Raw genomic sequence first — 25,059 nt, 5'->3', positions numbered from 1 at the left:
GATTTCATATGAAAGAAAATATATAACAGAAAAGAATGTGATGATGTTATGCAGCTTCGCTTGCGAGAGCAGAGGAACAGCTTTCTGGAGAAGCATTTGTCCGGAGAGACGATGGATTATCGGCAGATTATGGCTTTGTTCCTGCCCATCCTGATTGATCAGTCATTTATTATCGGTTTGAATCTTGTGAACACCGCGATGATCAGCTCATCGGGGGTGGCCGCGGTCAGCGCCGTGAATATGGTGGATGCGCTGAACATTTTTCTGATCAATGTGTTTGTGGCGGTCGCCACCGGAGGAACCGTGGTGGTGGCCCAGTATAAAGGCAACGGCAATGATCGGATGGTGTCTCGCGCTGCGGCCGGAACCGTCACTTCGGTCACGCTGTTGTCGCTGGCGATCGGTCTTCTGATTATCGGGTTCCACAATCCGATTTTGCAGGTTCTGTTCGGCTCCGCCTCTCCGGATGTGCTGGACAGTGCACGGACCTATTTGCTTGGCAGTAGCATTTCCTTTGTCGGGCTGGCGGTTGTTCAGGCGGTGTGCGCCGCGCTTAGGGGCATCGGCAGGACGCGGGCGTCCCTGGCCTTGTCCCTGATCATGAACCTGCTGTACGTGCTGCTTAACATCGTATTTATTACGCTGCTCAATATGGGCGTTATCGGTATGACGGTGGCGGTGAACATCGCACGATTTGTCGGTGCGATATGCGCCTTGTACTATCTGTTCCGGATCGATGCCTCACTGCATTTGAGAATTCGGGATCTGGTCCATTTTCCGTTGTCGATGCTGCGTAAGATTATGTTTATCGGCCTGCCGTTTGCCGCGGAGCAGATGTTCTTTAACGGTGGCAAGCTGCTGACACAAGTATTTATCGTCAGTCTTGGCACCTATGCCATCGCAACGAATGCGATCAGCGGCTCACTGGCGATGGTGTTCCAGATTCCAGCCGTGGCGCTTTCCTTGACCGTGGTGACGGTCGTTGGCCAATGCATCGGTCGCGGCCACATCGAGGATGCGCGCAAGTTCATCAAGTCGTTTCTCTGGCTCGGCTCCATTCTGCTTGCTGCCATTGCTTTAATTCTGATGCCGATGTTCAAGCTGCTTGTCGGCCTGTTCGATCCGCCGGCGGAGATTGTGGACGATATTTTTCTGATTCTGCTGATTAACGCTGTAATCCAGGTGCCGCTGTGGCCTATCAGCTTTATTCTGCCCTCGGCGCTCCGGGCGGCAGGGGATTCCAAATTCACCTCCATCACGTCCATGTTGACGATGTGGCTGTTCCGGGTGGTGCTCGGGTACGTGCTTGGCATTACGCTGGGCCTCGGCATTCTCGGGGTATGGCTGGCGATGAACTGTGAATGGGGCGTGCGGGGGGCCATCTTCCTGTGGCGCTTCCGGGGCAAGAAGTGGTATGAGCACAAGCTGATATAATGTGACTTACGATAAAGGGAATAGCAATAATGGCTACAATCTGAATATATAGGTGACGCAGGTAATTCCTATGCCGTATTGTTCCGGTTGCAGAGCGCAAAAAAAGGCAGTCTCGAAAAGGTCGATAGAACCTCTTGAGATTGCCTTTTTTTCAGGTGAATTAGAACGAGATCAAACCGGATGTATGCAGCAGCACGAGCAGCATCAGGATCGGTGCAACGTACCGCAGCATGAACAGCCATATGCTGAACCAGCGGGTGGACAATCCGGCTGCCTCGGCAGCCGTTTTCCAGAAGTAGCCGGCAAAGATGGTTGTGATCAGACCTCCAAGCGGAAGCAGAATGTTGGAGGTAATGAAGTCCAGCCAATCAAAGAAATTTTTGCCGCCCATACTGGTAAGTGCAGGAGCGATGCCAAAGGACAATGCCGAAGGGATGCCGACCAGAAGCACCAGGACGCTGATCACCAGCACCGATCTGCCCCGGCCCCATCCGAAGCGGTCCATCACATAGGTGACCGGAACCTCGAACAGGGAAACGGACGAGGTCAGTGCCGCAATCGCTAGCAGGACAAAGAATAGTCCGCCGAAGAATGCGCCCAGAGGCATCGCCGAGAAGGCGGCCGGCAGCGCCATAAAGACAAGAGATGGTCCCGCATCCGACTCAATGCCAAACGAGAAGATGGTCGGGAATATGATCAGCCCGGCGATCAGGGCATAGATCAAGTCGCCTGCCCCGATGGCCAGCGTAGCCGAACCCAAGGACTGACGCTTGTCCACATATGCGCCATAAGTAAGCAGAATCCCCATCCCCAAGGAGAGGGAGAAGAAGGCGTGCCCTAGCGCAACCAGGGCGGCTTCAGGACTTAATTTTGAAAAGTCAGGATTCAGGAAGAAGGATACCCCTTCGCCTGCGCCCGGAAGTGTGACCGCGCGAATCATCAGGACGATCAACAGAATGACAAGCCCGGGAATCAGTACTTTGTTGAATCGTTCAATCCCGCCGGAAATGCCTTTGGCTACAACAAACGAGGTGATCAGAATGGCGATAACCTGCCAGATTATCGGCAAATAGCCGCCGACAAAGGTGTTGAATTGCCCGCTGAAATCGGTGTTGTCGTACAGCGTTCCACTGAAGGACAGCACCGCATAATGAAGCGTCCATCCCGCCACGATCACATAGAAGGTCAGGATCAGGAAGGGAGCCAGTACCTGCAGGAAGCCTAGCTTGCCGAAGATTCTCGCACCCCCAGCCTTCACGAACGATGTGGCGGCACTGCCGCGGCCCGCTCGTCCGATGGCCAGTTCTGCCAGCAGGAGCGGCAGTCCCACCAGGATGAGACAGATAATGAAGAGCAGGAAGAAGGCGGCTCCGCCGTTAGCGCCCGTAATATAAGGGAACTTCCACATGTTCCCCAGGCCCACGGAGCTTCCGATCGCGGCCAGTATAAAGCCGGTCGATGAGAAGCGATCGTTCCTCCCGGATGATGGTTTGGATTTGGATAAATTCATGCAATACCTCCCGAATTTTTATACAAGGTGCTTCTATTATATTGCAAGTTTGGGATGAAAGGCATAAAAAAATGATGAAAGCGAACACATGCTCATGACAAACTTGTATAACTGATATCATAAAAGATGATTCCGGTTTTGGTAAAGTGAATTTTAGATGGCATGATTCTCTATTGTCACAATATAGGACCATGATCTGTCTGAAGAATAGCTGGAGCCATGCATTCAAATTCAAGAACAGGATGGGAGATTCTGATGCTCGATCATATTTATATCACACATAGACCGCTCATGTTCCATATCGCTTACCGTATGCTGGGGAGTGTGTCAGACGCAGAAGATATCGTTCAGGATGTGTTCTCGCAATATATGCAGATGGATAGAGACGGGATTGTGAATGATAGAGCCTACCTTGCCAAAATGACAACAAACCGCTGTCTCAACCTGCTGAAGTCGGCAAGACGCGTGCGCGAAGCTTATATGGGGCCCTGGCTTCCAGAGCCGCTGCCTGCTGATGTCGGGACGGGCACGCATGATTTTGCGGAGCGCAGGGAAAACATCGGGTATGCCTATGTTGTGCTCTTGCAGCGTTTAAGTCCGTTGGAGCGGGCTGTATATTTATCCCGGGAGGCTCTGGGATTCGAGTATCGCGATATCGCGGGTATGCTCGACAAGACAGAGGTGAACTGCAGGAAGATCTTCAGCAGAGCGAGGAACAAGCTGCTGGAAGCTACGGATAACAAGCCGAACCGAACGCGGCGGAAGACAGCACAAGCGACGGAGCATGAAGAGCAGACACGGATGGCTGATACGCCGACGGAATCACAGGAGCAATTTGTTGAGGCATTTTTGAGGGCATGCGACACAGGGGACTTCAAGCCGCTGTTGTCCCTGCTGCTGGATGAGGTGACACTCCTCTCAGATGGCGGGGGCAAGGTGCGGGCAGCACTCAATCCGATTCGGGGGATTGACCGGGTGCGAGCCTTTTATGAGGGGCTTGCAGCCAAGGGGGTATTCTGCGAAGGATTTGAGGCTGTTTCCATCAATGGGGAGCCGGGAATCGCGAGGCGGGATGATGGCGTGGTCACCATGGTGATCACCACAGAGAGGGAGCCCGAAGGCTCCCGCATACGGACGATTTACATGGTGTTAAACCCGGACAAGCTGCGACAATTTAATCAAAGCAGCCCGGGAACATACCGTTAGCGATAGCGATTCGGTTCCAGGCATTGATCGTGATGATGGCCATGATCAGATGAACATACTGTTTTTCGTCGAAAAACTGACGCACCCTTGCATACACTTCATCCGGCACACCAGCCTCGGAGATGGAGGTTACGTACTCGGTCAGCTCCAGCACGGCTCGCTCTTCATCTGAGTAGATCGGCACCTCCCGCCACATGGGCAGGAGCAGCAGCCGGTCCATGCTTTCGCCCAGATTCAACAGGTCCTTGGCGTGCATATCCGCGCAGAAGGAACAGCCGTTCACCTGCGAGGCCCGCAGCTTGATCAATTCGTACAGCTTGTGATCCAGACCGGTGCCCGCAGCGAACTGTTCTAAGCTCAGCAGCGCTTTGAAGGACTCGGGGCTGTGCTTTCGATAATTGATTCGAAGATTCATAGTAATGTCTCCTTTACGGTAAAATGGTGGATGATCACCCATATGACAACCGACAGGAGCGTATTGTGACATGCTAGCGAAAAAAAAGAGCCCCCCAGGAGGCTGAGCGGAACATCCGAGCAGGAAAGCACCGTCAGGTGCGGTCCCGGATACGTTCCTGGTCTCCAAGAGGGTTCTTGTTATTTGCAACGTTAACAAGCTACTTTTCCGCTTTAATCGGAATGCGCAGAACATCGTCACGTTTATGGGTGGTATAGTTCCAAATATAGATCTCGAGCTCAGTTTTGTTGAAATTCTCATAGACATCCATATGCTTATTGTTGTCATCGCCCAGTATACCGATCATGGCTGGCATGCCATAGTTTCGTTCTTTGCCGTCCAAATAATAGGTTTGATTGACGCCGCCGAAGTCGGGGTCGGAACTCAAGGACTCCACATAGAGGTTATTATCCTTCATGTAATAGGTCCATGTGATCGGATAACCGGCAATGCTGGACGTGAAGCTTTGACGTTCAGCTGAAATATCGGTTAGACGGATCGGACTCGTGTCACCGGCATATTCATCGACGCGGTGCTTGGCAACGAGAGATACCGGTTGATCCGCTAGATCGGAGGCATCGAGTCCCGCCATTTCAAAGCGCAGCTCCGTCTGGTAATTTTTCCCCTCCACAAGCCATATTCCTCCGCTTAGCATGTTTCCGCCAACGTCCAGCTGATAGTTCATATACGGAAGACGCGAATATTTTTCTTTGTGCGTCAGAACGAGCCGGACTTGGGTCGGCGTCACGATCATTTCATGAATCATGGTCCCATCAGCGACCTGATCTACAGGGATATTCAGTGTCTGCTTAAAGGTGCTGTTATCCATATGTTTCTTGGAAAGGGCCATATTTAATCCCCAGGTCCCGTCCGCGGTTTCGAGTGTTCGATCATAGGTCAGCTGGAACGTTGTCCCCTCCGCTTGCAAGGACTTAGATTTGAATATTTGCTGACTCAAGTACTCCCCGGAGGCTCCCGGTGTTCCAAATACAGAGGTCTGTGTTTCCTTGATGATACCTTCCTTATCGTTCGTAACCTCAATCCGTACCCAGCTTCTGTCCTTCATCTTGGCATCGGTAAACGTAACCGCGGATTGAATCATTACCTGTCCATCGGGCTGGTCGAATGACTGCAGGGTCACGTTGTCAATGCCATCCTTCTGAATAGTGAATACCTGCGTATTCGGGTTGTGAGGGTCATAGTCGAGCGGCTGCCGCCCAGCATCGGTAAAATGGATATTCTCGATCACAAGGGCCACATCCGCCATCTGTCCATCAGCAACCCAATCGGTTTCGAAATATCCCTGAAATACGCCCAGTTCCTCATTCCATTGATGGAAATAACGGCCCTCGATAAACTGCCCATCCTGATCTCTAAGCCCGATGTGATCGAAGGCAGCGTGACCATCCGTCTGTGCACCTGGATTCAAGCTGTACAGCAGAAAGGTTCGGTTCTCATCGATAAACGCCGTATGCACCGTTAAGGTAATGCCGTCCTTCGTAACAGATTGCTCAATCGTTTGTCCAAGCCCCTTCTCCAGTGCAGTTTGAATTCCGGCCCTGTAGGATAGAATATTGGACCAGTCAACGTTCAAGGCCGCATAGACAGGTGTTGCCATCAAGGCGACGGAGATTCCCGTGATGATGGCAATCCGTTTGCGATTTCGCAGACGAGGCGGAAGCGATTCACCCACTGCCACCTTCAATTCGTTCTGCTCGATGCTGCTCCACATCCGGTCAAAATCAGGTTCCGGCACATGATTGGCCGTTTTCATCTGATGCTTCAGATTGTTCTCAAGGCGTTCCATATTGTTCCTCTCCCTTCACCCCATAGCGGTTATGGCGTTCGAGCTTTTTTCGCATAATTTTCAATGCTTTATGAATTCTTGACTTCACCGTGCCGACAGGAATGTTCAACGTTTCGGCAATTTCTGAAATCGACAGCTCTCCGATATAGCGGAGTGTGATGACAGACATCAGCTTGTCTGGCAATTGCCGCAGCAGATGCTCCCATTCCGCCGCCGCTGCTCTTTCCAGCACGACAGTATCCACCGACTTCACCGCAGCGGCGGTCTGCTCATGCAGCCATTCGACTTGGCTCTGCTTCTCCCGCTGGGTCTGATTCCTTCGAAGCAAGTTCAGGCAATGGTTCATCGTGATCCGCATAATCCAGGCGCGGATATGCCCGACATTTCTCCAATCCTGACGAAATACGGTCACGAAGACGTCGTGGCAGAGATCTTCCGCATCCTGCGCATTTCGCAGCATGTAATAACAGGTGCGGTACACATCCTTGTTATAGGCATCGAATAACTCGCGTTCCGTCAATCCAAGGCACCCCTTTCTTTTTCGTTATGCCTTATAGACAATTGACCCCGGAAAAGGGTTCATCTTTTTTTGAAGGATCACATACCTTGCTATGTATTGATTCCATTCTAACAAAAAAGAACCTCTGCCCATCGTATAAGAAGGAGAGAGGTTCTGTGGATCTGTGGATAGGCTTAGAAGCCATCGTCATGCTCGTACCCTGGGTCGGTGGCTGCCATGCCTGAATACCGTTCTCCAAACGCTCAGAGTATAGCAATTCATACAATAAGGCACGATATCAATCTGTTATCGGTCGCCAATATCCATATTGTGATAGAATATAATAATCGTTATGGGATACCGCAACGAACAACAAACTGTGACTGTCGGCTTTATCTTGCTGAATAAACTGACGATGCTTGTGAAAATTCATAATAACAAAGGTGTGTGTGAAATGATTAAAGGATTATATGAAGCACATTTACCAGTAAGAAATTTAGAAGTTTCGATAGAATTTTATAAAAAATTGGGTTTAAATTTTGCTTGGCGTGATGATGACACTGCTTTCTTTTGGATAGAAGAGGGAAAAAGTTGGCTAGGTTTATGGCAAGGAGATGAGTATAAGACTCCTTACCATCCTTCATTACGACATATTGCTTTTGGAGTATCATATGAAGATTTGAAAAAGTCTTTAAAATGGTTAGAATCTATTCAAGTTGAAGCTGTACCGTTTGGCAGAAGAACATCTGTAGAGCCATTTATTCGTCCGAATCAAGGTAACGCTTCCGTTTATTTTAATGACCCAGATGGTAACAGTTTAGAATTAATATGTTATGTTCCAGTTCCAGATGACTTTAAAAAAATTACTGATAAGTTGTCTTTTGAGGAATGGGAAAAACTTATGAATAATGATTTGAGATGAGATTGAACCACCTTCTAAGGAGGGTGGTTCATTTTTCACCCAGAATCAACATTTGAATTTAACATAGCCAAATCATAAAACGTATTTACCAATTAAGACAGCTACAGAACCCCATCCTTAACTTGATCTTGCCCTCTTTTTTAAAAGTCGACGTAGGCGTCAACGTACTTCTGCATAACGTATTCTGCTCAAACCATGCGGAACCAGCTGATCTGCACTTCGCCTTTCAATGTGAGGAAGACGTCAGCCTGTCCGGATAATCCCGTCAGCTCCGCTTGAACAGTGGTCCAAGCTTGGCGTCCTCCGGTTGGGATAACCTTGCAGGTTCCGGCGACGGGGCCGTCCGGGCTGCCGGTTGTAATGACGATCTCTCCGCCTTTAATATGGCCGGATACTCTCGCTTCGAATGTTGCCGGGGAGTCGCCGAGATTCACGTCATGGAAAGCGATCCAGCCGTTGTCCTGAGCGAGACGGATACTTTCGCCGCCTTCACGACACTCATCAATGAATACGCCGCTGTAGTTATCATAATTGACCGCTCTGACAGGCTCCGACAGCAAACGCGGAGGGATGGTCTCGCCATCGACATGAAGAACGACAGTTTCCGCGATCTGCTCCGAGGATAAGCCGATCATGACGGTGTACGCGCCCGTTTCGACACAATAACTCTCCCGTGTCACATCCCATATGGCGAGCTCCTGTGCGCGCAGCTCGAAGGTGACGGTCTCGGAGGCGCCGGCTGCAAGATGCAGGCGACGGAACCCTTTTAATGTTTTGAGCGGACGCGGAACACGGGATTGCTGGGCCTTCACATAGAGCTGAACAACCTCGTCCCCGTCCATCGGACCTTCATTCCGGACCTGAACCGATACGGTTACGTGAGCATCCCCGTTGATTCGCGGAGCACTCAATTGCAGGTTGGTATACGTGAAACGGGAATAGCTAAGTCCGTGTCCGAATGGATAGAGCACCTCTCCGTCAAAATATTGATATGTCCGCTTGCCCTTAATAATATCGTAGTCCATCAGGTCAGGCAGCTGATCAACGGACTTGTACCATGTCATGTTCAGCCGTCCGGCCGGGTTGTAGTCCCCATACAGCACGTCAGCCACCGCATGGCCCAGTTCCTGACCACTGTGTGAAGTGTACAAGATGGAAGGGACATGCGCTTGTTCCCAGTTCACCGCGAATGGATAGCTCCCTACCAGCACCACCACGGTGTTCGGATTGGCCGCGTATACAGCCTGAATCAGCGCCTGCTGGGACGGCGGAAGCGTAATGTCCGGCCGGTCGATGGTCTCCTTGCCGTTAATGAACGGGCTGTTGCCTGCGAATATAACAGCGGTCTCAGAAGTCGCTGCAGCCGCGGCAGCTTGCTCGATGCCGTCTTGTACCCGCTCCACGATGAACGAAGCGCCAGAGGCTTCCTTGTGATCTGCCACGAGGAGCCGTCCTTGCTCGTCTGCAAGTACCGGTTTGCCTTCCCACGACATCAGGGCTGCAGTGCCGTCTTCCTGCGTCTGGAAGCGGAAGGCTTCCTTGACGAACCAGCCGCGCGCTTCTTCCGCCGTGGCCTGGAGGCCGGCTTCGCTCTCTGTCACATATAGGCGAGAGGTGACTTCCCGCAGCGTCTCGCTGCCCCAGCCCCAGTCGCAGCGCTCGAACATCGAAGCCTGCGCAGAATCATCGACAGCGGTTACCAGCTGCTTCTCATCGCCGGAGACAACAACATACTTTCGGGTGGCTGCACAGCGAAGACGGACAAGGTCAAGACCCGAATGGAAATGAACGCTGCGTCCATCCATTTTCTCCATCATGCCGGCAAGCGGCGTTACACGGTAAGGCGGAGTACCGCTGTACCAGTCGGTGTATGCTTCGTCTGCGAGCGGGCCGATCACAGCAACAGAGGAGATGTCCGGCTTCAGCGGAAGCAAGCCCTCATTCTTCAGGAGCACCACCGATTCCCGGGCGGCTCTCAGCGACAGCGCGGCATGCTCCGGTGCGCACAGCTTCTCTTCCGGCACATGGCTGTAAGGGTTCCGGTCATCCGGATCAAATTCGCCAAGCCGGATGCGGACCCGGAACGTGTTGGACAACGCATGGTCAAGGTCGCTTTCTGCAAGCAAGCCCTGGGCCAGTGCATCCCGAAGAGCCTGGAAGGAAATCTCCTGGTCGTCGGTGATGCTGTCGATGCCGGCTTTCACGGATCCGGCGACCGCCTCGGCGTAGGATGCGGTATATCCATGATCCATCACCGTTCCGAGCACGTCGCCCGCATCGCCCACGACGAAGCCGTCCATGCCCCATTCCTTTTTCACGATGTCGTTCACTTCATGATTCAGGTTGCACGGGGTGCCGTTAATGCCATTGTAGGCAGTCATCATGGACCCGGCGCGGCCTTCGCGGAAGGCGGGTTCGAAGGCTTTCAGATAATATTCACGCTTGTTGCGCGGGTCGATACTGACCGAGGCGCTCCCGCGATCCACTTCGTTGTTGTTGCCGTAGAAATGCTTGAGTGTGGCTACCGTTTTATAGTAGAAAGGATGGTCGCCCTGCATTCCCTTTACCAATTCAGTCGAGAGCACGCCGGTCAGATGCGGGTCTTCCCCGTAAGCCTCCTCGGTTCTGCCCCAGCGCGGATCACGCTCCATATCAACGGTCGGCGACCAGATCGTCAGCCCGTTAATCTCCCGGTTGCGCTGGTAATAGACGCGGGCTTCATCCGCAATGACCGAGCCGATACGGTGCATCAGTTCAGGGTTCCATGTGCAGGCAAGCCCGATATTTTGCGGAAATACAGTGGCTTCACCGAGCCAGGCTACCCCGTGCGCACCTTCTGTACCGTGCTTGTATTTGTGAATGCTAAGACGCGGAATGTCCGTTTGGTATTGGCACATCAGCTCGATTTTTTCTTCGAGGGTCAGGCGGGAAATCAGGTCAGAAACGCGCTCCTCCAGAGGAAGGTCAGGATTTTGAAAAGGATAATTCATCGTCGAAAACCTCATTTCTTCAATAAATGTGTAGCGGTATTTGTTTGTAAACGCTATCATATATAAGAAGGTTGTCGGTTCTTGTCACATTCCCGACAGAAATAAGAATAGGCAACTTTAGCATAATGGCTTTAAGCGCAAAATAATACCGGGATAATTAGCGCCGTTTTCATGTGGAAATTTCGACTCTTGATAGAAGCGGAAGCGTAGTTCTCATAAAAACACCCGCCAGGAAAGGTGGACACCTTATCCGGGCGGGTGAGAGCTGCAATATGACTTTACGACAGGAGAGCCATTCTCCTTATGATTGAGCTTGAGTCTCATCATCCGTGTGTGCCTTCATCATTAGAAGCGGAGGGGAAGAGGGGGACTCGTGAAGCAGAGCGTTCGCCTTTGCCCCCGGATTTCAACCGCTGAGGCGGTGAATGAAGAAATATGAGGGCAAGAGCATCGGAAGTCCCCCCTTATTCCCGCAGAGGCACATATCTCGTCGAAAATTAAGCACGGGGTCATGAGCCTATTATATAATAGGAAGCTATTTTTGCGGGATTGCTGCTATTCTTTCAGAGAGCCGATCAGCAGTCCCTTGATGAAATATCTTTGCAGGAATGGATAGAACAGCACGACCGGACCGATGGTCAGAATGGCCGTGGCCATTTTCACGGATTCCTGCGGCAGCGCCTCGACACCGACCAGCGCGCCGCTGCTCTGCATTTGCTGAATCATGCTGATTTCGGAGTTCAGCTTGAACAGCAGGTATTGCAGCGGATACAGCTTCTCGTTATCGACGAGCATGATGGCATTAAACCAGTTATTCCAGTAGCCGATCCCGTAGAAAAGCGTAATGGTTGCCAGTACGGGCATACAGAGCGGGAAGAAGATGCGGAAGGCGATATAGAAATCGCTCGCGCCGTCAATCTTCGCCGCTTCCGTCATCGCTGACGGGATCTGTGACATGTAGTTGCGGACCAGGAACAGGTTGAATGGATTGAACACCAACGACGGAATAATGAGTGCCCAGATCGTGTTGTTAATCCCGAGATTCAAGTTGATCAGATACCACGGAACGAGCCCGGTGTTGAACACCATCGTAATGAAGAAGAACAATCCGAGGCCGTTGCGATAGCGGATATGCTTGGCGGCCAGCGTGTACCCGGCCATCCCCGTAATGGTGACAGCCAAGAGCGTACCGACGACCGTAATAAAGATCGAGATCATATAGCTGCGGTACAGCGGGGTGCTTCCAAGCAAGAGCAGCTTGTAGGCATCTAGTGAAAATTCGCTTGGGAACAACTGATAGCCGAACTGCCGGATGCTGGTTTCATCCGTGAAGGAAACCATGAGCACAAGCAGCATAGGCAATATGCACAGCAATGATATAAGACCGATGATAACCGCATTGACGGCATCAAATAATTTAGGTCTGGTGGATGTCATCAGGTTCTCACTCCTCTCCGAGCTGTTGCGGATCGATTAGAACAATGCATGATCCGGATTGATTTTCTTCACGATTTTATTGCTGCCCCATACCAGGATGAAGCCGACGACGGACTGATACAGACCAACGGCCATTGCCTGGGCCGGGTTGCCGATCGTACGGAGGGAGCGGAACACATAGGTATCGATGACGTCGACCGTCGGATACAAGAGACCGTTGTCCTTGACGATAGCGTAGATCATGTCGAAGCTGCCGTACATAATTTTGCCGAGCGCCAGCAAGGTGAGGATGGAGATCGTCGGCAGCATCAACGGGATCGTAATATGGCGAATAAGCTGCCAGCGTGTCGCGCCGTCGATTCGACCTGCCTCATAATAGCTGTCATCAATGCCGGTAATCGCGGCCAAATATATGACCAGATTCATCCCGAGGTCTTTCCATACAGCGGCAATGGTCAGAATCCAGGTCCAATATTCCGGAGAAGCGTACCAGTTGACCGGCGAAATGTTAAACATGGCCAGAACCCGGTTGATAATGCCGTAATCGGTGGACAGCAGACTGTAAATAATGTAACTGACGATGACCCAAGACAGAAAATGCGGAAACAAAATGGTGGACTGGGTCACTCTGGAGAACCAGCGGCTCCGAAGCTCGTTAAATAAAATGGCGAGCGCCATCGCGGCCAGCGTGCCGACGACAATGAACAGGAAATTCAGCTTCAACGTATTGAAGGTAACCTCCCACGCCCGGGGGGACGAGAAGAAGAACTTGAAGTTATCGAGGCCCACCCATTCTGAATTGAAGATTCCTGTCTTGAAGTTGAACTTCTGAAAGGCAATCAGCATGTAAGGGAGGGTTAAATAACCGAATACCAGCGTGTAGATTGCAGCCGGAATGACCAACAGATAGGCTGAGCCATTATTGCGGAGTTCCCGCAGAAGGCCGGTGCGGTTTTTTTTCATGAACTAGGCACTTCCTTTCACTTGAGTATGTCGTCTGCAGGTCGAAGTTTCTGCTTTCAGTGTAAAGAGAGTTGCCGTGAGCAGTAAACTATGAAAATAGGGTTTGAGCGGATTGGAAGGGAAGAAAGATCACTTTAAAAATCGATAAAAACTTCAAATTTGAGCATCAAAAAACGGGGTTCACATATTGAATATGGGCCGAAAGACCTTGATATAACAGCATTCTTGAGGGAGTGTCCCGTTTTTGTCGCCAATATCCGACATTTTTTAGAATGCGTTTTCATATTGCCCAATGGGATAAGCAATTGTAAGATGAGAGTAAAGCACAACCGGATCCATACTCCATCTCACTTTGATAGTAGTTACATTGAAGTTACATGAAATTAACTCATAACTTACGTTTGTTGTCAACTATAGAGAGAATAAAGTGGCGGCAAATAAACTTCAACGAAGATAGCAAGGGGGGGAGAAAATGATCAGACAGAGATTATTCCGTTATGCTGTGTACCGAAACATGTTTCTCAGCTTTGTATTGCTTACGGCGGCCATGATTGCTCTTGTGACTGTAGTCCTGTTTGTGTTGTTCTCCTGGAGTACGGCGAAAGAAGTAGGAAAGATCTCCGAGTCCATGCTGAAACAGAACAGTGCCGTCTCCAGCGTCATTCGGGAGCAGGTGTATAATGTCGGCAATTTGCTGCTTAGCGATCAGGAGATCGTGAATGCCCTATTGGACAAGGAAGCTACACCGCTGAAGCAGTATGGGGTATTCACGAAGCTGGGCCAGATTCAGTCCACGTACCCATTCATTCATTCGATCGGCATATACAATGGCTCCACTCACTCGTATTTGAATACCAAGGGCATCACGCTTGAGGAGGAGGAAGAGCTGCTCGGGGAGATTAACAGCAAGAATGCGTCGTACTTCCAGCTGTTCCGCCGTCAGCTATCGATGGCCGCGATGGGCAAAGGAAAAGAGGATGTACTGACATTTGTCCTGCTTCCCAGCTACTATTCCCCCTTGTCTGCCAAAGGCGCCATCGTCATCAACATGAGCACAAGCGGACTTCAGGATCTGATCGGGGGCTACAGAAATGAGGCGATCGGCTCCCTGTACGTTATTGACGATCACGGCAACGTGATGACCCACTCGGAAGAAACCTCCATCGATAACCTGTCGGAAGAGCCTTATGTACAGACCATCCTGGCTTCCGATAAGGAGAGCGGCTATTTCACCAAATCGATTGACGGGCGCAAAAGCATTGTCACCTATGTGAAATCCAAGGATTTAAACTGGATCTTTATGAGTGTCAATAAATATCAGAATGTGCTGTTCAACATGCAGGCGCTGAAGCAGGCTGCGCTTGGCCTGGCATTCGCTTGTTTCGCGATCAGCATTCTGCTGTCGTTCTGGCTGACGAACAACGCTTATAATCCGATCCGTCAGCTGCTTGAGAAAATGACGTCCATATCCAAATCCAAGGGGGTTCGCCGCCAGATCAACGAGTTCGATCTATTGGACACCACCTATGCCGAGCTGACCGAGAAGATGCGGTCCATGGAATCGGAAGCCTCCCTCGCCCGACAAGCGCTGGTGCTGCGGCTGCTCAAGGGCGGCGATGAGCGGATGTTCCAGCGTCTGGTGGAGCACAGTCAAGGCGTTTGCTTCGTGGCCATTGCCATTCTGCTTGATAGTGAGGACGGCTTGCCGGCAGGAGACGAAGAAGGACGGAAGTCATATTCCTGTGCAGCCATATCACGCCTTGCTCAGCAGGTTCTGGAGTCCGAAGGGGCCAGTGTGGCCGCGGTGGAAGAAGGCACGGCTGCTGTCATTCTGCCGCTGAAGCATCAGCATCTCCCGATCCATCTGGTCGGGATGCTGGAGGATCTGCAAGGGGAAATTGCACGCACGCTTGGACTGTCGGTCACGATTGGAATCGGTTCGGTGGCGGAGAATTACGATGAGCTCCGCGAATCGTTCAGATATGCGCAGTCTTGCTTCCGCCAGCGGTTTTTTGAAGGAAAGGGCAAGGTATTCCACTGTGACCCGCTGGTGGTGGAGGAAGACAGTCAGACCGAGGCGATATATCCGGATAAGCGGGAGAAGCGGATTGTCGAGGCGATCAAGCTGCAGCAGCTGGACAAGCTGGAGAAGGAAATCGACTTGTGGGTGAAGGACATTCGCGGATACAGCTACCATGAGGTGATGTTTTTCATCAATCAGTTCATCGGCGGTCTGTACAAGCAGTTGAATGTGCATTCCGTAAAAAACCGGGAGAGTGCCGAGCTGTTTCTCGAATTTACCCGGGATATTACACGCTTTGAGACGTTGCAGGAGACGGCAGCTGCCTTGAAGGAGCTTGCTGTCCGAATCTGCAGCCTGTCCGAGGAATCCGGGGCGGTGCGGCATGCGGAGGTTGTTGATTTCATCCAGGCCTATGTGCAGCAACACTATTCCCGGCCGGATATGTCGCTCGAGCAGGTCGCTGGGGAGGTCAAGCTCTCCCGAAGCTATGTCGGCAAACTGTTTAAAGCGCATTGCGAGCTGTCCTTCAACGATTACCTGAATGCGGTTCGTCTGGAGAAGGCGAAGGAGCTGCTCACCACGACAGAGGAATCGGTCCAATCGATCAGTGAACAGGTCGGTATTATGAATACGACCTATTTTTACACACTGTTTAAAAAGCACTATCAGATCTCGCCCGCGCAATTCCGAAGCCAACATGCGATAGCCGCCAAAAAAGCGCAGTAGTGAACATATTCGCCGTTTTTAAAATCGAGAAATTCACGATTTTGAAGTATACGTAATTAAAGTTGTCTCCTTATGATAGGAATCGTACCGCAGGTCAAACAAAATTGAAGTCAGGGGGAGACAGGCATGAAAAAAAGGAAAGTGTCAGTACTTTTGTTAGCTGTCTTGATGTTGGCCACTGTAATTGCAGGATGCTCCGGAGGGGGCGACGCGGGAAGCGGCAGCTCGGCCAGCGGCGGCAACGGTGACAATGGCAGTGGCGGTGCCAAGCTGCCGGTTCGCTATTTGCTTCCGGGTTCAGCTCCACAGGATCTGGATACCGCGGTTAAGGCGATTAACGAGAAGCTCGAGGCGGACGGTCTTAATCTGACCTATGAGCCAACCTACATTCCATGGGATGTATGGGACCAGAAGACAAACCTGATGATGTCGACGGGCGAGGAATTTGAGTTGATTGCCATCATGCATGATACCAAAGGACCAACGGTGCTTGCCGGTAACGGAGGAATTATTCCAATCGACGAGCTGCTGGATCAATACGGAAGCGAACTGAAGGCTTCCATGCCAGAGTGGATCTGGGAGTCCTCGAAGATTAACGGCAAAATCAGCTATGTGCCTAACTTCTGGGCAGATACGGCGTTTAACGATGGCATGTTCACCATCCGGACGGATCTCTTGAAGGACAACGGATTTGAAGCGCCAACTACGCCGGCAGAGCTCTTGGATGCCGCTGAGGCGATCCAGAAGAATTGGCCTCAGGACAACAAGAATGTATACATGAAAGTGCTGGAGGAGCCAGCATATTTCCTGCACCGGACGTACGATACGTTCCCGTTTGCAGTAATCGACAACCTGATCTACATTGACCAGCAGGGCAATGTACAGTCTTGGCTGGAAACCGAGGAGTTCAAACAAGATGCAGCGTTCATGAACGAGGCGTATCGCCGCGGATTGATCATGAGCGACCTGCTGACAACACCGGGCGAGGTCATCAACCAGGAAGAGCTGGCAGGGCGCTACCTGTTCCGTCCGGGTGATGTGGGACTTAGCGATACCGTTCGCGAGTCGTTCCCGAATGCCCAACTGGACATTTACTATCTGGCAGATCAGCCGAAGTTCAGATCCTATGCCATCCGCAACTCGAACGGTGTGTCGGCAACGTCCCCGCATCCGGAAGCTGCGATCCAGTTCCTGAACTGGGTGTATAGCAGCCAGGAGAACATGGATATTGTACAAAGCGGCGTAAAGGGCGTGCACTGGGAGGACACAGGCAAGAACACCAAGGACATTCTTGCCAAGACAGAGAATGGATCTCCGGCCTATGAGCTGGCTTACTGGCTGGTTGGTCATGTTGAGATGAACCGTTATCCAAGCAATATGGACAAGGCTCGTCTGGAGCGCAGAACGACGATCGCTGATGATGCTGTCAACAGTGTGGCGATCGGCTTCACCTTCGACCCGACACAAGTGGCGTCTCAATATGCCAACGTTGTGGCTGAGCTGAAGACCAGTGTATATCCGATTATGCACGGTGTTGTAAGCTATGAGGACAACTACGATAAAATGATGTCGGCAATGAAGGCTGCCGGACTGGATGAAGTGGTCGATGAATTCAGAACCCAGTTCGAAGAATGGAAAGCAAGCCAATAATAATTGGAGCTTAACGACATGATAGCATCAGGATGAATGCATAACGAAGGGCGCTTGCCGGTTCTTACAACGGCAAGCGCCCTTTTTTATCGTGTGCAAAGAGGGGATGCACAGGCACAGAATCGACTTCAAAATCGGGGATTATGTTGCATTTACGGGGATTTGCCAAAATTGAAGTTTTCCCTCAAAAGTAAACTGTTCAAACCGGCCCTGTTCAAGCTAGAGTATGGGCATAACCATGCCTAGATCCCGTAATGATCGGGATGAGGTTTGTATATGCAAGGGATGAAGTTTGCAGGTTCGAAGCGGAAATGAAATTTGTGAAGATGATAGCGGCCCTGTTGTCAGCGGCGAGTTCATAAAGGGTGCGCGCGTGCATCTGAAGGAGGATAACATATGACAGAACAGCAGCGAACGTTCAGAGAGGGATGGAAGTGGTTCACAGACAGCCGTTACGGCATGTTTATTCATTTTGGGCCTTATGCCCAGTACGGGCGGGGCGAGCAGGTACTGTTCCGGGAGCACCTGGACCAGCAGGAATACGCCCGCCAGGCATGCGAGTGGAACCCTGCTTTTTTCGACGCAGAGTTATGGGCATATACCGCTCGCAAGGCGGGAATGAAATATGCATGCCTGACCACAAGGCATCATGATGGCTATTGTCTATGGGATACGAAGACAACCGATTACTCCAGTGCCAAGCAGGCAGCGGGCCGGGATTTTGTCCGCGAGTTTACGGAGGCGTTCCGGAAGGAAGGACTGCGGGTGGGCCTTTATTATTCCTGGATTGATTGGCGGATACCGGCCTATTTTGACGGACCTGAGAAGGACCCTGAGGGCTGGGCGGTGATGAAGGACTATCTGCATGCCCAGGTTGAGGAGCTGGTAACGAACTATGGCCGGATTGACCATTTCTTCTTTGACGGGGTATGGCCAAGAAGTGCGGAGGATCTGGACAGCATCAGACTGGTGGAACGAATGAAGCAGATTCAGCCGGACATTCTGGTGAACAATCGTCTGGGCCTCTCTCCGGAAGAAAAGGCGCATGCCGATGGCGGCGGAGGCTCCGGAGATTCCGACGTCCTTGGCGATTTCGGATCACCGGAGCATGTGATTGAGCCTGACCAGCACCGCTTGTGGGAATCCAACCAGGTGACGACCTGGCGGCTGTGGGGCTATACGAATGGCGAACGATGGCGTCCGGCTGATCTGCTGCTGGATATGCTGTGCGAATGCGCGGAGAAGGGCGGAGCTTCAGGAGGCAATCTTCTGCTGAACGTCGGGCCTCAGCCAGACGGCCAGCTGCCGCCGGAATTTGTGGAGCGTGCGCTTCAGATCGGACAATGGCTGGAGGTGCACGGGGAAGCGATCTATGGCTCTGACGGCGGGAATCTGACCGAGTTCATCACGTACGGACGCCAGACGATGAAGGACAATTATCTGTATCTGATCATCCGCTTCTGGGATGGCAGACCTGTGCTTCGATTGGCGGATCTGGTAACGCCTGTCCGCAGCGTTACGCTGCTTACGACAGGGCAGAAGCTCGAATTCCGCCAGGAGGGCGATGTGCTGTGGATCGAAGGATTGCCGAAGGAGCGGCCTACCGCGCTGTTTCCGGTGATCCGTATCGAGTGTGAGGGCAGACCGGAGACGAATCAGTGGGGACGTGAGCGATTGTGGACGGGAGACCCGGCCAGAATTGCGGACTGGGCCCGGTCGCGGGGAACCTCCGTCTATGTCGATGGACAGCCGAGGTAAGTCTATCCGGACAGCTTGCCCATAACTCCGATCCCTATCAGCAGCGGGCTGGGACGGGGGCCGACGCTGGGGGCGGTCAAGCGGCTTCCGGAAATCCGCATGTCGCGCTCGCTGCATATCTGGCACGAGCAGACCAAGCCGCGCCCTCGAATTGCGCGGCTTGATGGGATGACTGCGGCGTCGTCCGAGCAGCGCAGGAGGATCACGGACAACATAATCAAGGGGATGAATAGTCGATGAAAATGCTGTTATTTTATGATGAGAAATTTCCATATGACGGGATGCGCCCGACTGCAGAAGTATTGAACCAGATTCAGAGCTGGGCCGATCTCGCCGATGCGGAGCAGCTTGCCGAGAGAATTCAGGAGGGCGGATGGGATGCGCTCATTCACCTGCACGGTCCATATTTTCCGAAGCAGGCTTGGACAGCCATCGAGTCGTATCTGAAGGAGGGCGGGGGGCTGGTCTATGCCGGCGGCGTCCCGTTCCGGAAACCGGTGCGGAAAGTGGACGGTCAGTGGTTCGTCGAACGGGAGCAGGTCGGTTATCATCAGCGGATGGACATTCATGACGCGCTCGCGGTTGATGTATCCCGCGTTCGACATTTGAGAGCGTCGTTCGAATTCCCAATCCTGCAGGGCCGCGAACATCTCTTCGAGATCGAGCCGACCTGGGGATTGACGCTGCATCCGACCAAATCGAGCGATATTCCGGCAGAGATGGGTTCCTGCGGCCCGATGGATGCGGTGATCTCTCCGCTTGTTATCGGGGTGGACAAGGACAATCGGGAGCGCAGTGCCCCTGTGGTGATGCTGGAGCAGAACAAGGGAGATTATGCCGGAGGCCGCTGGATTCTGATCCATCAGCAGCTCGGGGCGCCGTTCTGGAACGAAGAGGGAGCTGCGGTGCTGAAGGAGCTGGCGCAGTATGCAGCAACCGGCGTGACAGAGCTATGGCTTAAGCCAAACTATGCTTCCTACGAGCCGGGCGAGCAGCCGGTCGTGACCATTCAGCTGCAGTCGCTGTCCCGCACATCAGCGCCAGCCACAACCTGGCATTTCCAGGTGACGGTGCTGAAGGAAGGGGCTCCGAAGGCAGCGTGGTCAACCCGGGTGGAATGTGAAGCAGGCCCGCATCAGCGGGACTTACAGCAGCTGCGTCTGGCCGTTCCGGTTGCGCTGGAAGCAGGGCTGTACCGGATCGTGTGCGAAGCGAAGTCGGAGGCCGGGGAACGCAGAATATTGACCCAGGCGATCTGGGGCGTGGATCGTCCGCTCCTGCAATCGGGTGAACGGCTTACTTGCGGTCGCGACTATTTCTATCGGGGCGGAAAGCCGGTGCCGATTGTTGGCATGACGTATATGACCTCTGATGTGGCGCGTAAATTCCTGCATCTGCCGAACGTGCAGCGCTGGGATGCGGATATGGCGGAAATGAAGCGGGCCGGGATCAATCTGATCCGTACGGGAATCTGGACGGGGTATCGCATGATCATGTTTGCCGACGGGCATGCGGCCGAGGATGTCATGCGGGCGATTGATGCCTTCATCCTGACAGCCAAGCGGCATGAAATCGAGGTGACGTTTACCTTCTTCTCGTTTGCGCCGGAAGCCTGGGAAGGGGTCAATCCGTACCTTGATCCGCGTTCGGTTGAGGCTCAGAAGCGCTTCATCGCTTCGATTGTGACGCGGCACAAAGGGACGACCAACGTACACTGGGATTTGATCAACGAGCCGTCGCTGTTTGATCCGAAGCGCATCTTCGAAGGCCCGGTCTCGGTTGGCGACCGCTTTGAGCGCAAGGCGTGGGCCGAGTGGCTGCATGCGCGTTACAACGGGGACATCGGCTTGCTCCAGGAGCGCTGGAACATGACGCCGGACGAACTGCCGACATTCGAAGCGGCCAAAGCGCCAAGTCCGGACGACAAGCTGTTCAACAGTGTGCTTCAACCGAAGAAATGGGGACCTTGGCTCGATTTCACGCTCTTCTCAATGGATATGCACAACCGGTGGGCCTCGGAACTGATCGGCACGATTCGCCGCTCAGATCCGGATCAGCTTGTGACAGTCGGGCAGGATGAGGGCATCTGCTCCCAGCGTCCGTCCCCGTCCTTCTATGGCCCTGCCGTGGACTATACGACCGTGCACTCCTGGTGGCAGAACGATCATCTGGCCTGGGACGGTATCTTCACCAAGACGCCGGACAAGCCCAACCTGATTCAGGAGACGGGCATCATGCATGTACAGCGTGCTGACGGCATCGCCAAGCGTACGGAGGAAGAGCTGCGCAATATTCTGGAACGGAAATATGCGTATGCCTTCTCGACAGGCGGCGCAGGAGCGGTGCAGTGGATATGGAACATTAACTATTTCATGGACAATGCCAACGAATCGAACATCGGTGCGCTGCGTGCAGATGGAACCCAGAAACCGGAAGCGGATGTGTCATATGATTTTGGCCGCTTTATGGCGGAGGCGGCGGAGCTGTTCGGCGACCGCAGGCTGGAGGATATCGCGGTGGTGTTCCCGTACTCCAATGACTTCTCCAGCCGCAAATTCGCCTATGAGGCTACGACCCGGGCGATGCGGACGCTGACCTTCGGCATGAACGTGCATCCGCGGGGCATCGGCGAATATCAGCTGGAGGACCTGAAGCGTTATCCGGCGAAGCTGATCATTGTCCCGAGCGCTCATAACTTCGATGACGATGCCTTCGAGCAGCTGATCGCATTGGCGAAGGAGGGCAGCACGGTCCTGTGGACAGGCCCGCTTCGTACAGATGCGTACTGGGGCGATGCCGGGCAGCGGCTGAAGCAGGAGATCGGCGAGACCGTGAACGGGAATATTGTGCGGGAAGAGATGCTGATGCTGGCTGAAGGCAGCTATCCGGTCTCCTTCGGGGAGCGGAAGATCAACACACTGGCCGTGGATCGCTCACCTGACCGCCCTGAAGGCGCACTGGCGCCGGTTACGGTATCGCTTGGCGCGGGTCAATTCATCTGGTGTCCGCTGCCGGTCGAGCTTAACGAACGCTGGGAGCCGATCCAGGCACTGTACAAGGAAGCGATCCAGGCTGCCGGAGCGGAGCCGGAGCTGGAATGGCTTAAGGGTGCCGGATTACCAGGAGTATACGGCCGCAAGCTGACATTTAATGAAGGAAGCCTGTATATCTTTGTATCCGAGTATGGAGCGAGCGCGGAGCTTGAAGTTCGTGATCCGGTGACGGGAACGGCGTATGCCTTTACGCTGGAGCGTGAACGCACCGTCATGTTTACGACGGATGGGGATGGGCGCGTCCGGACGGTATACCGGCCGGAGGAGGTTTCCATCCAGGCTGTCCGCAGATAAGGGGCGGGAGGCGAACTCTACGAGGACGAGTAAGTACCTGACAGCACTTTCGCTTCATGCTCCTGTTGTACAGTAGGCCCAAGGCTAACAAGGGAATGGTGAGCCTCGGGACAGGGGAAGAGACGAGCAATCCTATAGAGAAGTTCCGTTCGTGGATGACCCGGGCGGTATAGAAATGCAGAATAGAAGCCCTTCTTGGGAATGTGGATCGGTTCATCCATGTTCCAAGAGGGGCTTCGTTATTGACGGGCTGTCGTATTTTACATGCGGCAGACTTCCTTGGGACAGTCCTCGCAGTGGCATATATTGCGCAAATACTCGGGATTCTTCAGGATGATGCGCCCCTTCTCGGTGGTGATGACGCCGAGCCCGCGCAGATCGTTCAAGATCCGGTTTACGCTCTCCCGAGTTGAGCCAATCATCTCGGCCATCTCCGCATTGGTAATGCGTTTGCTGATCATCATGGCGGAATCGCTATCCCCCTTGGAGGTCCCGTACATATTGCATAGCCGGAGCAGCAGTGAGCAGAGGGCGCCGGATTTACCGAACAGCAGCAGATCTCGGAATTTCGCCTGGGTCGTCCGGTGCAGCAGTGCCATCCAGTTCGTGAATTCCAAGGCAAAAGAACCGCTGGTAACGATCAGCTTGTCCAGATCCTCACGCTGCACGATCAGCACTTCGGCGTCCTCCAGAGCACGGGCTTCAAAGCGGTGAACAGCGGTCTGCTCGGGATCGGGCTCGCCGAACAAATCGCCGGGAATATGAAGCGACAAGGTGACAGCGGCGCCGTCCGCAAGCAATTTGGATACTTTGAAGCTTCCCTTCTTCACCAGATACAAGCGATTGGCCGGGTCGTTCTCCCGGTACAGATAGTCCCCGGCAAGCAGCCGAACCGGCTCGGCTATATCTTGCAATGTCTGGAGGTGCGCCGGGGAGAACACGGCCGTGGATCCACCCGCAGGCGGCAGCGTTTCTCTGCGCGAGCGTGTCTGTGTTTGTGCGTGTTTTTTCATAGGCTCTCCTTTCCCTGATACAGGTTGAATGTTTCTCTTCGATCGAAGCTGTACTTCAACATGAATCGTACTTCAGCGATGGTGTGCGGTGTGCGGCATGGGCATCGTGATAAGGAACTAAGGAACTGAAGACATGAATGGCAGATCAAGCTTCGCTGATGATCATAATAAATGCCGTGAATGATTAACGGAGTGAAGCACACGCAGGGCTGCTTTGACCGGATGCCGTGGATATGAATGTTGCGGCGTCCGGGGTGCCTTAGTTCATGAGCCGATAAGTATCATTCGTCAGCTGAAAACCCTGCTTGAGTCCCGAGGTAACATAGATCTCCCGATTCTTCGTAACAAAGATCGCCTCCGCGGTCTCCAGACGCTCAATGAATTTGCGCCCTTCCTGCATCCCGAGCGAGAAGGCTGCGGTCGACATCGCGTCCGCATCCATGGAGCCCTCCGTGACAATCGTGACGCTCTGCAGGTCATTGTCCACCGGATACCCGTCAAATGGACTTAGAATATGGTGGTACACCTTTCCCTGCTCTTCGAAAAAGCGCTCGTAGACGCCGGAGGTGACGATCGTTTTGTCCTTGACCTTCAGAACGCCAAGGTGTTGGCCGCGCGCTTGCTCCGGATCCTGCACGCCGATGCTCCAGGAGGAGCCGTCCGGCTTGGCTCCCAGCGCAAGAATATTGCCGCCGAGATCGATGATGGCGGACTCGAATCCCTGCTCCTTTAAATAAGCTGCAAGCACATCGGCGGCGTACCCCTTGGCGATCGCGCCAAGATCCAGCGACATTCCGGCCTGCGGAAGCGAGATGGAATGGCTGCTCTCATCCAGCGAGACGGAGGTGTAATCGATCAGCTGCAGGGCGTCTGCCAGCTGCTGCTGGTCGGGAACGGCCGCTGACTCGCTGCCGATCCCCCAGAGCTCGACCAGGGGGCCGACGGTCGGATCGAAATGTCCGCCGGAGGCTGCAGCATACTGCAGGGCCGTGCTTACAATCCGATACGTTTCATCGGACACCGGTGTCGGGCTTCGCCCGGCGTTCTGGTTGACCCGGTCCAGCTCGCTGCCCTCCCGCAAACGGTTCATTTTCCCGTCGATGCCATCCAGCAGCTCCTTCATCTCGGCAAAATGCTCCGGCGTTATGCGCTCATCATATACGCGGAGGTTGACAATCGTATCAAAAATAAAGTAGTGATCGGAGATCGGCAGCCGGGACTCGGATTCGATTGAACCCGCTTGGGCACCGCAGCCGGTGGATCCCAGAAGCGCGAGAATGATCACGATGATCCCCAAGCATCTGCGATAACGAAACATAG

At 53.1% G+C, this 25,059-nt stretch carries 16 protein-coding genes; 7 read left to right on the top strand and 9 right to left on the bottom strand.

Going from position 1 to position 25,059, the window contains the following annotated elements; translation table 11 throughout:
- Positions 1 to 48: 48 nt before the first annotated feature.
- Positions 49 to 1,434 carry an MATE family efflux transporter gene (locus MKX64_RS08505; protein WP_095264292.1) on the top strand — a complete coding sequence of 462 codons (1,386 nt, stop codon included), beginning with the start codon at positions 49 to 51 and terminating at the stop codon, positions 1,432 to 1,434.
- Between the two features lie 160 nt (positions 1,435 to 1,594).
- Here MKX64_RS08505 and MKX64_RS08500 read toward each other — a convergent pair whose 3' ends face one another.
- On the bottom strand, positions 1,595 to 2,944 hold the full coding sequence (locus MKX64_RS08500) for a sodium-dependent transporter (RefSeq protein WP_095264293.1): 1,350 nt from the start codon (positions 2,942 to 2,944) through the stop codon (positions 1,595 to 1,597).
- Positions 2,945 to 3,196: 252 nt separating this feature from the next.
- Here MKX64_RS08500 and MKX64_RS08495 point away from each other — a divergent pair, with 252 nt between their 5' ends.
- A complete protein-coding gene (locus tag MKX64_RS08495) occupies positions 3,197 to 4,150 on the top strand; it encodes a sigma-70 family RNA polymerase sigma factor (protein WP_095398339.1) in 954 nt (317 codons plus the stop codon).
- On the opposite strand, the gene MKX64_RS08490 is transcribed toward MKX64_RS08495, so the two are convergent.
- The 3 genes from MKX64_RS08490 to MKX64_RS08480 form a co-directional block, all read right to left on the bottom strand.
- Positions 4,119 to 4,565 carry a carboxymuconolactone decarboxylase family protein gene (locus MKX64_RS08490; protein ID WP_095398284.1) on the bottom strand — a complete coding sequence of 149 codons (447 nt, stop codon included), beginning with the start codon at positions 4,563 to 4,565 and terminating at the stop codon, positions 4,119 to 4,121. The two genes, MKX64_RS08495 and MKX64_RS08490, sit on opposite strands and share 32 nt — an antisense overlap.
- Before the next feature lie 199 nt (positions 4,566 to 4,764).
- Positions 4,765 to 6,411 (bottom strand): DUF4179 domain-containing protein, encoded by a 1,647-nt coding sequence (locus tag MKX64_RS08485; RefSeq protein WP_095398283.1) that lies wholly within the window; start codon positions 6,409 to 6,411, stop codon positions 4,765 to 4,767.
- On the bottom strand, positions 6,398 to 6,931 hold the full coding sequence (locus MKX64_RS08480) for an RNA polymerase sigma factor (RefSeq protein WP_095398282.1): 534 nt from the start codon (positions 6,929 to 6,931) through the stop codon (positions 6,398 to 6,400). Before MKX64_RS08480 ends, MKX64_RS08485 begins: the two co-directional genes overlap by 14 nt.
- A 433-nt stretch (positions 6,932 to 7,364) precedes the next feature.
- On the opposite strand from MKX64_RS08480, the gene MKX64_RS08475 reads away from it, so the two are divergent.
- Positions 7,365 to 7,832 (top strand): VOC family protein, encoded by a 468-nt coding sequence (locus tag MKX64_RS08475; protein WP_095398338.1) that lies wholly within the window; start codon positions 7,365 to 7,367, stop codon positions 7,830 to 7,832.
- A 188-nt stretch (positions 7,833 to 8,020) separates the two neighbouring features.
- Here the strand turns inward: MKX64_RS08475 and MKX64_RS08470 are convergent, their stop codons facing one another.
- The 3 genes from MKX64_RS08470 to MKX64_RS08460 all read right to left on the bottom strand — a co-directional run bounded on the left by MKX64_RS08470 (position 8,021) and on the right by MKX64_RS08460 (position 13,222).
- The gene (locus MKX64_RS08470) at positions 8,021 to 10,822 is read right to left on the bottom strand and encodes a glycoside hydrolase family 3 protein (RefSeq protein ID WP_341035648.1); all 2,802 of its coding nucleotides are present in this window, start codon (positions 10,820 to 10,822) and stop codon (positions 8,021 to 8,023) included.
- Positions 10,823 to 11,377: 555 nt separating this feature from the next.
- Positions 11,378 to 12,259 (bottom strand): carbohydrate ABC transporter permease, encoded by an 882-nt coding sequence (locus tag MKX64_RS08465; protein WP_095264298.1) that lies wholly within the window; start codon positions 12,257 to 12,259, stop codon positions 11,378 to 11,380.
- A gap of 36 nt (positions 12,260 to 12,295) precedes the next feature.
- Entirely contained in the window at positions 12,296 to 13,222 is a 927-nt protein-coding gene (locus MKX64_RS08460; RefSeq protein ID WP_095264299.1) for an ABC transporter permease, read from the bottom strand.
- Positions 13,223 to 13,694: 472 nt separating this feature from the next.
- Here MKX64_RS08460 and MKX64_RS08455 point away from each other — a divergent pair, with 472 nt between their 5' ends.
- The 4 genes from MKX64_RS08455 (at position 13,695) to MKX64_RS08440 (ending at position 22,726) form a co-directional block, all read left to right on the top strand.
- A complete protein-coding gene (locus tag MKX64_RS08455; RefSeq protein ID WP_095398280.1) occupies positions 13,695 to 15,971 on the top strand; it encodes a helix-turn-helix domain-containing protein in 2,277 nt (758 codons plus the stop codon).
- Between the two features lie 126 nt (positions 15,972 to 16,097).
- Complete coding sequence (locus tag MKX64_RS08450) at positions 16,098 to 17,621, top strand: DUF3502 domain-containing protein (RefSeq protein WP_095264301.1); 1,524 nt, start codon at positions 16,098 to 16,100, stop codon at positions 17,619 to 17,621.
- 396 nt (positions 17,622 to 18,017) lie between these two features.
- Entirely contained in the window at positions 18,018 to 19,379 is a 1,362-nt protein-coding gene (locus MKX64_RS08445) for an alpha-L-fucosidase (RefSeq protein ID WP_095398279.1), read from the top strand.
- Between the two features lie 236 nt (positions 19,380 to 19,615).
- Positions 19,616 to 22,726 carry a beta-galactosidase gene (locus MKX64_RS08440; RefSeq protein ID WP_341035647.1) on the top strand — a complete coding sequence of 1,037 codons (3,111 nt, stop codon included), beginning with the start codon at positions 19,616 to 19,618 and terminating at the stop codon, positions 22,724 to 22,726.
- A 260-nt stretch (positions 22,727 to 22,986) separates the two neighbouring features.
- On the opposite strand, the gene MKX64_RS08435 is transcribed toward MKX64_RS08440, so the two are convergent.
- Both MKX64_RS08435 and MKX64_RS08430 read right to left on the bottom strand, forming a co-directional pair.
- Positions 22,987 to 23,739, bottom strand: a complete 753-nt coding sequence (locus MKX64_RS08435; RefSeq protein WP_095264305.1) for a Crp/Fnr family transcriptional regulator — start codon at positions 23,737 to 23,739, stop codon at positions 22,987 to 22,989.
- A 259-nt stretch (positions 23,740 to 23,998) separates the two neighbouring features.
- Complete coding sequence (locus MKX64_RS08430) at positions 23,999 to 25,057, bottom strand: FAD:protein FMN transferase (protein ID WP_155617521.1); 1,059 nt, start codon at positions 25,055 to 25,057, stop codon at positions 23,999 to 24,001.
- Positions 25,058 to 25,059 lie beyond the last annotated feature (2 nt).

Source organism: Paenibacillus sp. FSL M8-0334 (assembly GCF_038000405.1).
GTDB lineage: Bacteria > Bacillota > Bacilli > Paenibacillales > Paenibacillaceae > Paenibacillus_AQ > Paenibacillus_AQ campinasensis.
The sequence above is the reverse complement of the archived record's forward strand: the minus strand, read 5'-3'. Positions and strand labels throughout refer to the sequence as shown.